This is a genomic window from Candidatus Liberibacter brunswickensis (assembly GCF_036858155.1).
In the GTDB taxonomy this organism is placed as follows: domain Bacteria; phylum Pseudomonadota; class Alphaproteobacteria; order Rhizobiales; family Rhizobiaceae; genus Liberibacter; species Liberibacter brunswickensis.
This window is the reverse complement of record NZ_JAAEJX010000010.1, coordinates 24,833-41,080: the sequence shown is the minus strand read 5'-3', so window position 1 is coordinate 41,080 and position 16,248 is coordinate 24,833. Positions and strand designations below refer to the sequence as shown.

Sequence of the window (16,248 nt, the reverse complement as noted above, 5' to 3'; positions counted from 1 at the left end):
ATTAAAGAGTTTAAAAATATTAAATCAAATTACGTTACACAGTTAATTGATAAATATCTAAAATATAAATATAAAAAACACCAATCTAAAAAAATGCTTTTTCTCAAATAAACAATCATCGATTAGATATCTTATTAACAAAAACAGTAACAATAGGTTTTTTCCCCCAAACTTGTTTTAGGAAAGAACGCAACGCATTACTAATTGATTCTCTTAATAACTTTATTTTACGACTATGCTTAGGTAAATTAACTACGGTTGTAATAACTGTTTTCAATAATAGTTTGTGAATTTTTCCTCCATCAGCATCATAAGAAGGTATACCAATATCAACAATTTCTGGAACACCGACTATATTATAAGAATTATCAAGAAGAACATTAACAGACAAATGACCAACGAATGAAAGCTTCTTTCTCTTAGCAATTCCCAAGTCTGTAAAATTACCAACCAAAAAACCATCTTTTAGAAAACATCCATGCACAACTTCGTCTATAATTTCTATAGGATCTGGGAACAGACGTAACATTTTTCCATTTCTAACAGGAGGAATATTATCAATACCCTCCTGTAAAGCAAGTTCTTTATGCGCTACAAGATGTGATGGCTCTCCATGAATAGCGACCACAACTCGAGGACGAATCCACTGATACATACGTTTTAAATCATCACGATATGGATGACCTGAAACATGCACTGGATATTCATAATCTTCTGAAATTATACGTACACCTTGATCAACAAGTTGATTCTTTATCTGCCTTATTGCCACCTCATTACCTGGGATAGATCGAGAAGAAAAGATCACCATATCTTTCTCAGCTAATTTTACATTACGAATTCCACCACGCGACAACTGAGATAAAGCAGAGCGATATTCTCCCTGACTTCCAGTTGCAATAACAATTAATTTTTCACGAGGATATAATCCAAAACTCTCCTCTGAAAGAAATAACTGATCTTTTTTAATAAGCCCAGCACCAATAGCAACATTCACCACACGTTTTAATGAAGAGCCAAGAAGAAGTATCTTTCTTTGTACTTGATCAGCAATATCTATAATGGTACGAATCCTGCTAACGCTTGATGAAAAAGATGTGATCAATACACAACCTTCAGCCTTTTTAATGATACTATACAGATTGTTCTTAACATCTTTTTCTGATACAGAAGACTTTTTAAGCATCGCATTAGTGGAATCGCACATTAATGCAAGAATGCCTTCATCGCCTATAGAACAAAGAGCCTCTTCATCTGTGACATCACCTAATATAGCATTGTCATCAATTTTCCAATCACCTGTATGGACAATATTCCCAGATGGAGAACGGATAATTAGTGCCATTGTTTCAGGGATTGAATGATTAACTTGAACTGATTCTATAGAAAAAGATCCTATATTTACTTTATCTCCTGCTTGAAAAGAAGTACAAGGAATCTTTTTAGGTATACGTTCATATACTCCCTTTGCTTCTAAAAGACCAATTGCAAAAGGTGAAGCATATACAGGAACTTTAAGATATGACCACAAATCATGGAGAGCACCATAATGATCCTCATGAGCATGAGTAATAAAAATCGCCATAAGGTTTTTCCGCTCTTTTATAACGAAAGTAATATCTGGAAGTACAAGATCAACTCCTGGCAAATCATCTTTTGGAAACGAAACACCACAGTCAACCATTATCCATTTACGATTACTAGAATTACCATAGCCATAAAGAGCCATGTTCATACCAATTTCACCAACTCCACCCAACGGCAAGAAAACTAAATCTTCCTTTTTTGTCATATATGATCTTTCATTCTAAATAAAAATATCTCCTGTACAAATTTTACGAATACAACCTGTTTCTTCTTCTAACAATAGATATCCTAAATCATCAACCCCAGCGAAACGACCTTCAGTAAAACCATGTGGTAAATTAACAGTAATAAGATTACCTATACCATGAGCACAAAAACGCCAAGTTTTCATTATTTCTTCTCGCCCCTTATCTTTTTTCAAAGCATTCAACATCTTTGCAATATCTTGAAAAAAAACTGGGAAGACATCTTTTAAATCGAGACAACAACCCTCTTCTTTCAAAGATGTAACAGGATAAGGATTATTTGAGGGAGAATGACTGAAATTCAATCCTATTCCAATAATAATTGCATGTAAACCATTTTCTAACTTTAAGGTTTCAATCAGGATCCCAGAAATCTTACGTTGAGAAACTAATAAATCATTAGGCCATTTTATCTTAACATCTGCTCCAATAGGAAGTACAGATGATATAGTTGAATGAACAGCAACAGCAATAGCAAATGGTAATAGCGTTAGATAATCCTTCGATATAGAATCAATCAATAATAACGAAGAATAAATATTCCCCTTATCAGAAACCCATTTTTTCTTCATACGACCTCGACCATCTGTTTGACGAGACGCAACTATCCATAGATTACCTGAATCACCAGACAACGCACGCTTAATACATTCATCACTGGTAGAACCTATTGTATTAAAAAATTCATATCTAAAATTATGAATATTTTTATATTTACTACAATCAAAAAACATTTTTAAAACATCGGCATAATTATCTTTGCAATCAATGAATAAAAGCTATTTTCAATTAAAAAATAACCAATAACAAATAAAGCAGATCCGGTGATAACAGGTTTTAACTCTTTTGCAACAACCGTAATCTCTATATTTGACTTATCAAACCACATGACACTGATAATGCGCAAATAATAGTAAGCAGATACTACAGAAGAAAGTAAAGCAATTATAGTTATAACATAAAATTCTTTTTTTACAGCAGATAAAAGTAGAAAATACTTCCCAAAGAAACCAGCAAAAGGAGGAATTCCTGCTAAAGAAAAAAGAATAATAGTTAAAGCAGAAGTCAAAAAAATATCTCTTTGAGATAAACTTGATAGATCAGAAATATTACTAATATTTCTCCCATTCTTAAGACGTAAAGATAAAATACAGGAAAAAAAGCCAATCATCATAATCAGGTAAATAACCATATACCTAATCATTGCAATAATACCAAAAGTGCCAGTAGAAAAACCAATCAAAGCATATCCTGCATGACTTATGGAAGAATAAGCCATAAGACGCTTTAAACTATTCTGTTTAACAGCAAGAACAGAACCAAATACTATAGAAACAATAGAAACAAATATAAAGATATGCAACAATTCAGAAAGCACTGGCCAAAAAACACTATTTATTCTACAAAGAGCCATTGTAATTGCAAATTTAGGAACAGTTGCCAAAAAAGAAGTAACCAACATAGGAGATCCTTCATAAACATCAGGTATCCACATATGAAATGGGACTAATGCCATTTTAAAAAATAGACCTACTAAAATAAGGACAACTCCGATTATCAGAACAAAATACTGCTGCCCAACAAAAACAGATGCCATTATCTGTGGAAAACTTGTACTACCTGTGAATCCATAAATAAAAGATATCCCGTATAGCAAAAAGGTAGAAGAAAAAGAGCCTAAAACAAAATATTTAAGAGCGGCTTCAATCGAAAATATACTCTTTCGATTCATAGCAATCAGCACGTAAAACGCTAAAGATTGCAATTCTAAAGACATATAAAAAGCTATCATATCATTTGCTGATGTCATGGAAATCATACCTAAAATAGACATCAAAATAATTATAGGAAATTCGAAATTACTAAAAGGTTTTTTATGAATATGGCTAAACATCTCAATAAAAATAAAAATGCTACTAACCAAAATAATAACTTTATTAAAATATGAAAAGCGATCTGCAATATAAAATCCACCTAGTCCTATTCCATAATATGGCATAATAATAAGAGAGAGCAAAGCAGATATCAATAAAAAAACTGGAAAAAAAACCAAATGAAAGGAATTTTTACGACGAGAAAAAACACCAATTAAAAGAAGGAATAGAATTCCAAAAGCAATAATTATTTCAGGGATACAAAGACGAAAATCATTTATAAAACTCATAGGAATCATGATATTAGTTCCGCTTTCTCTATCTATCTATAGAAATACTGTTTTCTGTTTTTAACTTATAATTTTCAATCATGGAAGAAACAGGAGCAGAAAAAGTATCTAAGATTGGAATAGGATATATTCCAAAAAACACAGTTAATACTGCAAGTGGATATACTATATAAAGCTCTCTTAATGATATATCTTTTAACTTTTTCACTTCTTCACGTGCTGGTATACCAAAAACAACCTTACGATACAGCCATAAAGAGTATAATGCAGATAACACAACACCCAAAGACGCAAAAACAGCAATCATATTACTGTATTGAAAAATAGACATGATAACTAAAAATTCTCCGATAAAACCAGATGTTCCAGGAAGACCTAAATTAGCCATGGTAAAAACCATCATTACTACTGCATACCTTGGCATGTTATTTACTAACCCACCATAAGCGAAAATATCACGAGTATGCAAACGCTCATAAATTATTCCAATACAAAAAAACAATGCACTTGATACAAGTCCATGAGATAACATTTGAAATATTGCACCTTCAACACCACTTTTTATCCCAGAAAATATACCAATCGTTACATATCCCATATGAGCTATCGAAGAATATGCTATTAGTTTTTTTATATCTGTTTGTACCATTGAAATTAGAGAAGCATATATTATAGCTATTAATGATAGACAAAAAATTATAGGAGCGAAATATTGAGAAGCCAAAGGGAAAAGAGGCAATAAAAACCTAATACAGCCATAACCACCCATTTTAAGCATAATACCAGCCAAAAATACTGAACAAGCAGTTGGTGCTTGCACATGAGCGCTAGGCAACCAAGTATGAAAAGGAAACATAGGAATTTTTATTGCAAAAGAACAGAAAAAAGCTACCCACATCCAATACTGCGTATATATTGGAAATTTACTGCTTGCATAAAGACTGATAATGCTACTTGTCTGTTTATCCCAACACATAAATATGATAGCAAATAGCATAAAAACAGAACCAAAAAATGTGTAAAGAAAAAACTTATAAGCTGCGTAAACTCGATCACTTCCTCCCCATACACCTATAATAATAAACAGAGGAATCAAACTAGCTTCAAAAAATATGTAAAATAACAACATATCTAACGATAAAAAAGCCCCTATTGTCATAGATTCAAGAACAAGAAAAGCAATCATATACTCCTTGAAATTATTTTGAATAGATTTCCAACTAGACAAAATACAAAGAGTAGCAAGAAAAGCAGTAAGAACAACAAAGAGAATAGATATACCATCAACACCTAGATGATAACTGCAAAAATAATCAATCCAATGGTAATATTCTATCATTTGAAATCCGTTATTACCTTTATTAAAGGTAACCCAAATCAATAGAGAAAAAATAAAATTTATAGCGCTTATCACCAAAGCAATACAAAAAAAAGAACGACGCCCGTATCCCAAATAATAAGAGCACAAAATAATAATAACCCCTAAAAGTGGCATAAAAGTCACAATTGAAAGAAATGGCAAATTCATTAAATATTTCCCTTCAATAGCATTGCAATTATTAATATGGAAACTCCTGCTAAAATAGCAAACGCATAATGATCTAAATATCCTGTTTGCAAACGACTTGAACAATAAGAACAATAGCGCACGAAAGATGCAATACCGTTAGGACCATATTTATCTATTGATAAATCAATAAATTTCCATAGTACTTTCGATAAAAGAATTGTAGGACGCACAAATAAGAAATCATAAATTCGGTCAAAATACCAAGCATTTTTAATAAAGTAATATAGGAAAGAAAACTTTTCCGAAAGGTATTTTGAAAAATACGGGCAAACAATATACATTAAAAAAGAACTTATGAAACCAATAAAAAAAGCTATAAAAGAAGAATACTCCGCCCATATCGGTATTTCATGCAATCCATTAATAATACTATTATAAGAATTAGAGAAAAGTGCCCCTTTCCAAAAAGAAGAATATTCACTGCCAAAAAAAAAATCATGGAAAACAAAACCGAAGAATATAGAACCAATTGCTAAAATAAAAAGCGGAATCTGCATTACCAAAGGAGAATCATGAATCTTATGAGATATTTTACTATCCAATCTCATATCACCAAAAAAAGTCAAAAATATTAATCTCCACGAATAAAAACTGGTTAAAAAAGCTGTAAACAAAAGAATGTAAAAAACAAATAGAAAATTAGAAGAAGTATACGATATTGCTAAAATCATATCTTTAGAAAAAAAACCAGAGAGACCAATACTTGTTTTTGGAATACCAAAACCTGTCAACGCTAAGGTACCAACAATCATCATCAAACACGTTTTAGGTAAATGCTTATATAATCCTCCCATACGACGCATATCCTGTTCTCCAGAAACCGCATGTATAACAGAACCAGCACCAAGGAAAAGAAGCGCCTTAAAAAATGCATGTGTAAAAAGATGGAAGATAGAAGCACCATAAGCTCCACATCCCAAAGAAACGAACATATAACCTAACTGGGAACAGGTAGAATAGGCAATTACACGTTTGATATCATGTTGAACAAGACCAATTGTTGCAGCAAAAAAAGCAGTAATAGATCCTATAATAACCATGAAATCTAACACAAAAGGAGAAAGCTCAAAAAGAGGAGACATCCTAGCTACCAAAAAAACTCCCGATGTTACCATCGTAGCTGCGTGAATTAGGGCAGAAACAGGAGTTGGACCTTCCATAGCGTCAGGAAGCCATACATGCAATAAAAATTGAGCAGACTTTCCCATAGCTCCTAAAAACAACAAAAAACAAATAATATTAATAGATTCATGCGGATTTATGTACATTCCGAACAAAGAAAGATTTCTATGCGTGTTTGCTATATCTGCGTTAATATTATTTCCAATTTTCCAGTAGTTAGAAGCACTTTGAAATACAAAATCAAAATCAACAGAAGAAAAAAGGTAAATTATAGAAGAAATTGCAAGAATAAGCCCTAAATCACCTATTCTATTTACAACAAAAGCCTTCATTGAAGCTTTAAGCGCTGATTCCTTAAAAGACCAAAAACCAATAAGCAAATATGAAGCTAGCCCGACTCCTTCCCAACCAAAAAACATTTGTAAAAAATTATCCGAAGAAACCAATACAAGCATTGCAAAGGTAAAAAGAGATAAATAAGAAAAAAAACGTCGGCGACATGGATCATTATGCATATAACCTATGGAATATACGTGAACAACTGCAGAAATAGAATTAATTACCACGAACATAACAGAAGAAAGAGTATCGATTCTCAAACCCCAAGATATACTAAGACCACTAGATTTAATCCAAGGAAATACTTCTTGTTTTATTACTTGAACATCATGTCCAAAAGCTACTTTATAAAAAATAAACCAAGATAAAAAGGCAGTTACTACCATTAATATAGAGGCCAGAATCTCAGAAGTCTCTTCTTTCATAAATCGACCAAAAAAACCAGAAAAAACAGCCCCTATGAGAGGAAGAAAAATTATAACTTCATAGATCATAGCTATAAATTCAACCTTTCAATCTATTAAAATTATCAACTGATATTGAGCCACGATTCCTATAAAAAACAACCAAAATAGCTAGACCTATAGACGTTTCGGCAGCAGCAACTAACAAAATAAATAAAGAAAATACTTGACCAACGATATCATGCATATATGCAGAAAAAGAAATCATATTTAAAGTAACTGCTAAAAGCATCAACTCTATCGACATCAGTATAGTGATAACACTTTTACGATTAAAAAAAACTCCAGAAACACCAATATTAAATATAATAGCTGAGACAATAAGATAATGAGAAAGACCTATATTCATTTTAAATTCCTTTTCCTGATTTTACTTTTACCATTACGATAGAACTATCAGGATTACTCTTTAACTGGTTAGAAACATTCTGCCTTTTAATACCTTTACGAGAGTGCAACATAATCATGATAACACCAATCATAGATAACAATAAAATAAATCCAGATATTTCTAAAGGATAAGCACACTTCGTATACAAAAATTTTCCAATATTCTCTACGTTATTACCCGTAAAAACCAATCTAGAAACCTCATCTTCAGCTCCAAAAACCAAAAAATTACTAGCACATATAATCATTTCAGCAGCTAAAATTCCTATAAAAAAAGATCCTAAAAATCCACGTTTTCTTCTTGGTCCTGATTCTGAAAAATCAATATCAAGCATCATAATGATAAAAAGAAAGAAAACAATTACAGCACCTACATATACGATAATAATAATCATAGCTATAAATTCCGCACCTAAAAGGAGGAAAAGACCTGCGGAATTAACAAAAACAACAATCAAGGAAAAAACTGAATGTACTGGATTACGCGCTATAACAACTAAAAGAGCAGAAACAATAGCTACAAAGGAAAAAAAATAAAAAAACAAAGACTGTATAACCATTTCCCCGTAATTCCTCACAAAACTCTCGAACAAAAAACAATTATTTCAACATCACAAAAATATCATAATTCAATACTATCGATAAGGAGAATCAATAATTATGTTGCGAACAATTTCACTTTCCCATCTATCTCCATTATCAAGAAGCCGATCCTTATCATAATAAAGTTCTTTACGAGTTTCTGTTGCAAATTCAAAATTAGGACCTTCAACGATAGCATCAACTGGACAAGCCTCTTGACACAAACCACAATAAATACACTTGATCATATCTATATCATAACGTACGGTTCTACGCGTACCATCACTCCGACGAGGACCTGATTCTATTGAAATAGCTTGAGCAGGACAAACAGCTTCACATAATTTACATGCTATACACCTTTCTTCTCCATTTGGATAACGACGAAGAGCATGCTCTCCTCTAAAACGAGAGCTTGTCGGACTTTTCTCGAAAGGATAATTAATCGTAGCTTTAGCTTTGAAAAAATATCTAATACAAAGAAAAAAAGCTACAATAAACTCTTTTAGAAAAAGAAAACTCATATCAAACCGCAAATTCCTCATTTTAATCCCTTTATCTTATTAGATCACAATCTTGAGGAAGAAAGAAACAATCAAAACCATTAAAAGCGATAAAGGCAGAAAAACCTTCCATCCTAATCGCATTAATTGATCATAACGATATCGTGGCACAAAAGCTTTTACCATTGCAACCATAAAAAATAATCCTAAAGTTTTAAAAAGAAGCCAAAAAAAACCAGGAATATATCTAAAAAACGGAATATCGATAATAGGCAACCATCCTCCTAAAAACAAAATACTTGTCAAAGTGCACATCAGAATAATAGTTGAATATTCTGCAAGCATAAATAACAAATAAGGAGTAGAACTATATTCCACCATATAACCAGCGACTAACTCTGATTCCGCCTCAGGCAAATCGAAAGGAGGACGATTAGTTTCAGCAAGCAGAGAGATAAAAAACACAATAAACATTGGGAAAAGTGCTAACCAATACCAATCAAGTATTGAAGGCGGAAAACCGAAAAAAGTACCTATACCACTCCTTTGAGAGTGAACAATATCAGTAAGATTTAGTGAACCAGCACATAATAAAACTGTTACTATAACCAAACCAATAGACAGTTCATATGAAATCATTTGCGCTGCAGAACGCAACGAACCAAGAAATGCATATTTAGAATTTGAAGACCATCCCCCTATAATGATACCATAAACCTCAAGAGAAGAAATAGCTAGAATATAGAGTATACCAACATTAATATCTGCAATAACCCAACCCTCTGAAATAGGCATAACAGCCCACGCAGATAAAGATAAAATAGCAGAAATAACTGGTGCTAAAAGAAATAAAACCTTATTAGATTTATTGGGAACAATTGGCTCTTTCAACAAAAACTTCAAAAAATCAGCAAAAGATTGCAACATTCCCCAAGGACCTACTACATTAGGACCACGACGCAGCTGTACTGCCGCCCAAACCTTACGATCCATAAGCAAAATGTATGCAATAAATATCAAAAGGCCAATCAAAAAAAAGATTGATTTAATGACCATAAAAAATAAAGGTATAAAAAAATCTTCTAAGAAGGAAGACATTATTCTAATCCCTATGAAACATCAAAAATTCCTTTTTCACAATTTTGTACAGCAAGAGAACATTTAGCCATAGTTGCTGATGCTCTTGCTATAGAATTTGCTAAATAAAAATTATCTATGGTTGAAACAAACTTTCTTTTCTGCATTTTTCCCACTTTTTTAGCCAAAGAATAAATACCATCTACAGGAGAAGGCAGTATTGTATCTAATTGCATAAAGTGCGGATAATGAGAATATAAATGAGATCGCAATTGAGATAAAGAATTAAAAGGCAAACTACATTTTAATTCATCGGCAATAGCACAAATAATTGACCAATCTTCTCTTGCATCACCTGGAGGGAAAATAGCACGTAATCCCATTTGTACTCTTCCCTCAGTGTTAACCCATAAACCTGATTTTTCTGTATATGCAGCTCCAGGCAATATAACATCAGCTGATTGAGCTCCTTTATCACCATGAGAACCTATGTATATAGTAAAAGATTTCTTATTAGAATAATCTAATTCATCAGCTCCCAATAAAAACACAACATCAGTTTTGTCTAAAATATTAGTTGCATTTACACTATCATCAGCAGGTACAAAACCTAAATCTAAAGCACCAACACGCGAAGCAACTGTATGCAAAACCGCTAAACCATTCCATGAATCACTGATTCCTCCAATATCAATAACTAATTTCGCAACATTAGCCATTACTTCAAGGCTATCCGAACTATTAATAGCTCCTTGACCCACTATAACCAAAGGATGAGAAACTTCTTTTAGTTTATTTAAAAAAGAATGTTTTCCCTCAATAAGTTCAGATAAATCTTTGCTACCGACACCTATATGCTGATACTTGTATAGCAATTCTCCAACATCTCCAATAACGGCAATAGGACAATCACCACGCTGCCAACGTTTACGAATACGTGCATTCAAAACAGCTGCCTCTAAACGAGGATTAGAACCAATAATCAATATAGCATCCGCTTCATCTATACCTTGAATAGTTTGATTAAAAATATAACTTGAACGACCATATGAAGGATCAATATACCCACCATTTTGTCGGCAATCGAAAATATCAGATCCTAAAGACTGCATCAACAACTTAAGCGCATATATCTCTTCCACAGAAGAAAAATCTCCTATAAAAGCTCCAACTTTCACACCAGAAGACAAAACTGATGATTTAATTGCATTCAAAGCATAATCCCAATTGACAGGCTTCAAAATCCCATTGATACGTACATAAGGACAATCTAAACGCTGCACTTTAAGACCATCCCAAATAAAACGAGTTTTATCTGATATCCATTCTTCATTAATAGATTCATTTACACGAGGAAGAATTCTCATAATCTCACAACCACGAGAATCAATCCTAATTGCAGAACCAAGAGCGTCCATTACATCTATACTATCTGTCTTTGTAAATTCCCATGAACGACCTGTAAATGCAAATGGCTTTGAAGTCAAAGCACCAACAGGACAAAGATCAATAATGTTACCTTGCATTTCAGATGTTAAAGAACGTTCCAGATAAGTAGTAATTTCGGCATCTTCACCTCTTCCTACTAAACCTAACTCTGAAACCCCCGCAACTTCAGTTAGAAAACGCACGCAACGAGTACAATGTATACAACGATTCATAACCGTTTTTACTAATGGACCTATGAATTTATCTTCAACAGCTCTCTTTCCTTCACTATAACGAGAATATCCAAAACCAAAAAACAAAGCTTGATCCTGTAAATCACACTCTCCACCCTGATCACATACAGGGCAATCCAATGGATGATTAATTAAGAGAAACTCCATTACACCAGCACGAGCTTTAGTAACCATAGGAGTCTTAGTAAAGACCTCAGGCAATTCACCATTAGGCCCAGCACGCAAATCAAAAACATTCATAGCACACGAAGCTTGAGGCTTAGAAGCAATACCCTTAACCTCTACCAAACACATACGACAATTACCAGCGATAGATAATCTCTCGTGAAAACAAAAACGAGGAATTTCAGCACCAGCAAACTCACAAGCTTGAAGAAGCGTGAAATCGCTAGGAACCTCAATCTCTATACCATCAACTTTTAACTTCATCATCATGTGCATAAACCACTTGTTACAAAAAATACCCTAAAAAAATATTTGATATTTCTACCTCATATTATTAAAAATGACTCGTATTATAATGATCAATACGCTCTTCAATTAAATGTCGAAAATTCTTTATTAACCCTTGTATTGGCCAAGCTGCCGCATCACCAAGAGCACATATTGTACGCCCTTCTATATTTTTACTTACTTCAAAAAGCATATCAATTTCACGCTTTTGAGCTATACCTTTAACCATTCGTTCCATCACACGCATCATCCATCCAGTACCTTCACGGCATGGCGTACACTGACCACAACTCTCATGTTTATAAAAAACAGATAAACGCCATATAGCCTTAATGATATCTGTAGACCGATCCATAACTATTACAGCTGCAGTACCCAATCCCGATCCCATTTCTTTCAAACTATCATAATCCATAATAGCACCTCTCATTTGATCAGCTGTAAGACAGGGAACAGAAGAACCACCTGGAATAACTGCTAAAAGGTTTTCCCATCCACCTCTAATACCACCACAATGCTTTTCAATTAACTCATCAAAAGTAATCGACATAGATTCTTCAACAGTACAAGGATGATTAACATGTCCAGAAATACAAAAAAGCTTAGTACCCCTATTATTTTCTCGACCAAATCCAGAATACCAACTTGCACCACGCCTTAAAATAGTAGGAACCACTGCGATAGATTCAACATTGTTAACTGTAGTAGGACAACCATATAAACCTATATTCGCAGGGAAAGGAGGCTTAAGACGAGGTTGACCTTTCTTCCCTTCAAGACTTTCCAGCAAAGCAGTTTCTTCTCCACAAATATAAGCTCCAGCACCATGATGAACAATAATATTAACATCATAGCCAAGTATACTATTCAAACCAAGAATACCTCGATCATAACATTCATCTACCGCTACCTGAAGAGATTCACGTTCTCTTATAAATTCTCCCCTAACATAAATAAAAACGCAATGAGCACCTATAGCAAAGGCAGCAATTACACAACCTTCAATCAACGTATGTGGTTCATGTCTCATTATATCACGATCTTTACAAGTACCAGGCTCTGACTCATCAGCATTCACTACGAGATAATGAGGACGATCAGAACACACTTTCGGCATGAAAGACCATTTCATTCCAGTAGAAAAACCAGCTCCACCACGCCCACGTAAACCAGATAATTTTATTTCATTAATAATCCAATCACGACCCTTTTCTAGAATCTTATCAGTATTATCCCAATGACCTCTACTCATAGATTCACTAAGAGATTTTCCTTGCAAACCATATAAGTTAGTAAAAATACGATCTTGATCTTTTAACATATTAATACTTTCTATAATTTTCTTTATAAAGAATTATTTCTTAGACCTTCAAAAAAATCGTCATCTCCCAAATATAATTTTATTAGCGACATATATAAAAAAAAAAATAAATAAATCAAAATACTTTTAAAGATGTTTATCTTAAAACCAATGGAATATCTTACAAGAAAGAAAAGGAATCAAGATGATAACTCAAACTTATTTTCCACCTCCTTTTTTACTATTATATGCTAAAAGTGAAGTTAATCCACCTGCAGGAGAAGAACTTATTCGGTCAATCTGAGGGCCAGGACGTATACTATCACCATGCCCAGCAGAAAAAACGTCAATGATTTCTTCCAAACGTGCTGGAGTTAGATCTTCATAAGTGTCTTTCCCTATCATAACCATCGGGGCATTAACACAAGCTCCCTGACATTCAACCTCTTCCCACGAAAGAGTTCCATCTGAATTTCTACACAAAGGCTTTTGATGAATTTTATTGCGACAAACTTCAATCAAATCTTCACATCCTCGCAACATACAAGGAGTAGTACCACATACCTGAACATGAGCACGAGTTCCTACTGGAGACAATTGAAATTGCGTATAAAAAGTTACAATTTCAAGAACTCGGATATATGCCATATCCAACATATTAGCGACAACCTCAATCGATGCACGACTAATCCATCCTTCTTGCTCTTGAACACGCATCAACAACGGAACAACTACGGATTGACGACGTGAATGAGGATATTTACTAATAACTTCATTAGCCCAAACAATATTTTCCTCACTAAAAGAAAAATAAGATGGTTGCAATTCTTCTTCTGCTAATCGACGAATAGACATATCCCTTCACACGCCCTTATCAAATTAATATAAATAAAAAAAGTCTAACCAATACAAAACAATTCCCAAGTAGAATTATCTATCAACCTCACCAAAAACAATATCCAAAGATCCTAAAATAGCTGATACATCTGCTAATTGATGACCTTTACATAAAAACTCTATTGCCTGAAGATGTGAATATCCAGGTGCACGAATCTTACAACGATAAGGCTTATTACTACCATCTGAAATCAAATAAACCCCAAACTCTCCTTTAGGAGCTTCTACAGCTGCATAAACCTCACCACTTGGAACATGATATCCTTCAGTATAAAGCTTAAAATGATGAATCAATGCTTCCATAGAACGTTTCATATACGCTCTTTTAGGAGGAACAATCTTAGAATCAGAAGAAGATACTGGACCATTTTTATTTTTTCCAAGCAAAAGATTAACACATTGACGTATGATTTTTAAAGATTCACGCATCTCCATCATACGCACTAGATATCGATCATAACAATCTCCATTTTTCCCGATAGGAATATCAAAATCCATATCTGAATAACATTCATATGGTTGAGATTTACGCAAATCCCAAGGAGCACCAGATCCACGAATCATAACTCCTGAAAATCCCCATCCCCATGCATCTTCAAGCTTAACAACACCAATATTAACATTGCGCTGTTTAAATATACGATTATTAGTTAAAAGATCACTTATATCATCAAGGACAGATGGAAAAGAATCACACCAACAACCAATATCATCTACTAATTCAGGCGGAATATCCTGATGGACTCCTCCAGGACGGAAATACGCTGCATGCATACGCGATCCAGATGCACGTTCGTAAAACACCATCAGCTTTTCTCGTTCTTCAAAACCCCATAAAGGAGGAGTCAATGCCCCAACATCCATAGCCTGAGTAGTGACATTTAATAAATGAGATAGAATACGACCAATTTCAGAATAAAGAACACGAATCAATTGTCCACGAATTGGAATCTCAATTCCCAGAAGCTTTTCTACCGCCAAAGCATACGCATGCTCTTGATTCATAGGAGACACATAATCCAAACGATCAAAATATGGAACAGCTTGCAAAAAGGTTTTTGTCTCAATAAGCTTCTCAGTTCCTCTATGCAATAGCCCTATATGAGGATCAACACGCTCTACAATCTCACCATCTAACTCAAGAATAAGCCGCAAAACCCCATGTGCCGCAGGATGCTGTGGACCAAAATTTATAGTAAATACACGATCCTTTTTTTTACCCATCTATGCAGACTCCATCTTACAAAACCAAAAGGAAACTTTACTAAGGAACATTATTATTCGAATCTTTTTTAGCAAACAAAGATTCAGATCCTTCCCAAGGAGACAAAAAATCATAGTCCCTATGCTCTTGCATCAATTCTACAGGACGATAAACAACTTTTTTAGCGTCATTATCATAATGAAGCTCCACAAAGCCAGTAACAGGAAAATCCTTGCGTAAAGGATGACCTTTAAAACCATAATCTGTGAGAATACGCCTTAAATCAGGATGATTTTCAAAGTGAATACCATACATATCCCATACCTCACGTTCAAACCAACCTGCTCCAGGATAAACTTCTATTATAGAAGGCACACACTCTCCTTCGGAAATAGCTACTTTTACCCGCACACGACTATTATATTTTGGAGATAAAAAATGATAAACAACATCAAAACGACTAGTACGACTTAAAAAATCTACACCACACAAATCTACAATGTTAACAAAACAACAATTATGATCATCTCGAAGAAAATAACAAAGCGAAACCAATTCATTGCGATTAACATCAATAGATAACTCTCCTATTGAATTAATTCTCAATTCTATAGAACCATCAAAGGAACTAACTATGTAATCACCTATATTTTTAATCTTCTTAACCAC

General features: G+C 33.7%; 13 protein-coding genes and 1 pseudogene. All 14 read right to left on the bottom strand.

Features of this window, described 5'->3' with window-relative positions:
- Positions 1-115: 115 nt before the first annotated feature.
- On the bottom strand, positions 116-1,792 hold the full coding sequence (locus tag GY664_RS03755) for a ribonuclease J (protein ID WP_333948132.1): 1,677 nt from the start codon (positions 1,790-1,792) through the stop codon (positions 116-118).
- A 15-nt stretch (positions 1,793-1,807) separates the two neighbouring features.
- Positions 1,808-2,566: a biotin--[acetyl-CoA-carboxylase] ligase gene (locus tag GY664_RS03750; protein WP_333948131.1), complete on the bottom strand. Its 759-nt coding sequence runs from the start codon at positions 2,564-2,566 to the stop codon at positions 1,808-1,810.
- A 2-nt stretch (positions 2,567-2,568) separates the two neighbouring features.
- Positions 2,569-4,005, bottom strand: coding sequence for an NADH-quinone oxidoreductase subunit N (locus GY664_RS03745; RefSeq protein ID WP_333948130.1), 1,437 nt, complete (start codon positions 4,003-4,005; stop codon positions 2,569-2,571).
- A 19-nt stretch (positions 4,006-4,024) separates the two neighbouring features.
- Positions 4,025-5,524 carry an NADH-quinone oxidoreductase subunit M gene (locus tag GY664_RS03740; RefSeq protein ID WP_333948129.1) on the bottom strand — a complete coding sequence of 500 codons (1,500 nt, stop codon included), beginning with the start codon at positions 5,522-5,524 and terminating at the stop codon, positions 4,025-4,027.
- Complete coding sequence (gene nuoL, locus GY664_RS03735; protein WP_333948128.1) at positions 5,524-7,521, bottom strand: NADH-quinone oxidoreductase subunit L; 1,998 nt, start codon at positions 7,519-7,521, stop codon at positions 5,524-5,526. Before nuoL ends, GY664_RS03740 begins: the two co-directional genes overlap by 1 nt.
- Before the next feature lie 10 nt (positions 7,522-7,531).
- The gene (gene nuoK / locus GY664_RS03730) at positions 7,532-7,840 is read right to left on the bottom strand and encodes an NADH-quinone oxidoreductase subunit NuoK (protein WP_333948127.1); all 309 of its coding nucleotides are present in this window, start codon (positions 7,838-7,840) and stop codon (positions 7,532-7,534) included.
- A gap of 1 nt (position 7,841) precedes the next feature.
- On the bottom strand, positions 7,842-8,441 hold the full coding sequence (locus GY664_RS03725; protein ID WP_333948126.1) for an NADH-quinone oxidoreductase subunit J: 600 nt from the start codon (positions 8,439-8,441) through the stop codon (positions 7,842-7,844).
- Between the two features lie 75 nt (positions 8,442-8,516).
- Complete coding sequence (gene nuoI / locus GY664_RS03720; protein WP_333948125.1) at positions 8,517-9,008, bottom strand: NADH-quinone oxidoreductase subunit NuoI; 492 nt, start codon at positions 9,006-9,008, stop codon at positions 8,517-8,519.
- A gap of 18 nt (positions 9,009-9,026) precedes the next feature.
- On the bottom strand, positions 9,027-10,064 hold the full coding sequence (nuoH, locus tag GY664_RS03715; protein WP_333948124.1) for an NADH-quinone oxidoreductase subunit NuoH: 1,038 nt from the start codon (positions 10,062-10,064) through the stop codon (positions 9,027-9,029).
- A gap of 11 nt (positions 10,065-10,075) precedes the next feature.
- A complete protein-coding gene (gene nuoG, locus GY664_RS03710; protein ID WP_333948144.1) occupies positions 10,076-12,157 on the bottom strand; it encodes an NADH-quinone oxidoreductase subunit NuoG in 2,082 nt (693 codons plus the stop codon).
- Between the two features lie 67 nt (positions 12,158-12,224).
- Complete coding sequence (nuoF, locus tag GY664_RS03705; protein WP_333948123.1) at positions 12,225-13,499, bottom strand: NADH-quinone oxidoreductase subunit NuoF; 1,275 nt, start codon at positions 13,497-13,499, stop codon at positions 12,225-12,227.
- A 216-nt stretch (positions 13,500-13,715) separates the two neighbouring features.
- Positions 13,716-14,333, bottom strand: a pseudogene (gene nuoE, locus GY664_RS03700) (NADH-quinone oxidoreductase subunit NuoE); the annotation flags it as partial.
- A gap of 75 nt (positions 14,334-14,408) precedes the next feature.
- The gene (locus tag GY664_RS03695) at positions 14,409-15,599 is read right to left on the bottom strand and encodes an NADH-quinone oxidoreductase subunit D (protein WP_333948122.1); all 1,191 of its coding nucleotides are present in this window, start codon (positions 15,597-15,599) and stop codon (positions 14,409-14,411) included.
- A gap of 40 nt (positions 15,600-15,639) precedes the next feature.
- Complete coding sequence (locus GY664_RS03690; protein ID WP_333948121.1) at positions 15,640-16,248, bottom strand: NADH-quinone oxidoreductase subunit C; 609 nt, start codon at positions 16,246-16,248, stop codon at positions 15,640-15,642.